Raw genomic sequence first — 1,093 nt, 5'->3', positions numbered from 1 at the left:
GGCGGATTCAAGTACGAAGTGCAACGTTCAGAAATAGGGTGGGCCAAGAGTCAATAGGATGGGCTCTTTGTGACCAGCCAGTCTCAACGAAGCACCATGACCTACAAACACTTGACCCGAGAAGAACGATACCAAATTCACGTACTCAAGCGCCAAGGCGTCAGCCTGGGACGCATTGCGGCCGAACTGGGCCGCAATCGATCAACGCTCTGCCGGGAGCTCCAACGCAACAGCACGCCGGCAGGCTACAAGCCTGCGCACGCCCACGACAAAGCCCGCGGGCGCCAGCACGCGCGGCGTAACGCCCGGCACTTCAGCGCCACCCAGTGGTGTGACGTCGAAGGCCTGCTGCGCCTGTCTTTCTCTCCCGAGCAGGCCAGCGGCCGGCTCCGGCTGGAGAAAGCCATGAGCATCAGCACAGAATCCATTTACCAGCGAGCCTACCGCGATAAAGCCCAGGGCGGGGATCTGGTGAGCTACCTGCGCTGCCAGAAAGTCAGGCGCAAACGTTACGCCAGCGGCCAGGAGCGACGGGGCATGCTGGCCAATCGCATTGGCATTGAACAGCGTCCCGCGGTGGTCGATCAGCGCAGCCGGATCGGCGACTGGGAGGGCGACACGGTCATAGGCAAGGATCACAAAGGCATCTTGCTCACGCTGGTCGAGCGCAAGAGCCGTTACACGCTGGCCTGCCAGTTGGATTCACGCCACAGCGGGGGGGTCACGCAGGCCGTGATCGAGCTGCTGCGACCGCACAAAAAGCAGTGCCACACGCTGACCTTTGACAATGGCAAGGAGTTTGCAGAGCACGTCTTTATCTCCCAGTGTCTGAACGCCAAGGTGTACTTTGCGCACCCGTACTGCTCCTGGGAGCGGGGGCTCAATGAGAACCACAATGGCTTGCTGCGCCAGTACTTTCCCAAGAAGACCAACTTCTTGAAGGTGCGCCAGCATGAGGTCGATGATGCGGTGTACCGGCTCAACCACAGACCCCGCAAGTGCCTGGGTTACCTCACCCCGCACGAGGTCTTCTATGGCTTGAAGATGCAGCCGATTACACTGCCTTCTGTTGCGCTTTGTACTTGAATCCGCC

General features: G+C 60.1%; 1 protein-coding gene. It reads left to right on the top strand.

The window, feature by feature from the left end; all coding sequences use genetic code 11:
• The first annotated feature begins 96 nt into the window (after positions 1-96).
• The gene (locus B7G52_RS23105; RefSeq protein ID WP_096699991.1) at positions 97-1,086 is read left to right on the top strand and encodes an IS30 family transposase; all 990 of its coding nucleotides are present in this window, start codon (positions 97-99) and stop codon (positions 1,084-1,086) included.
• Positions 1,087-1,093: the final 7 nt, after the last annotated feature.

Origin of the sequence: Polaromonas sp. AER18D-145 (genome assembly GCF_002379095.1) — a bacterium.
In the GTDB taxonomy this organism is placed as follows: Bacteria; Pseudomonadota; Gammaproteobacteria; order Burkholderiales; family Burkholderiaceae_C; genus Polaromonas.
This window is presented reverse-complemented; position numbering and strand designations above follow the sequence as displayed.

What these genes read in the sequence shown, in the direction of transcription:
- B7G52_RS23105 (WP_096699991.1), top strand. Translation starts at nt 97, where the DNA reads ATGACCTACAAACACTTGACCCGAGAAGAACGATACCAAATTCACGTA.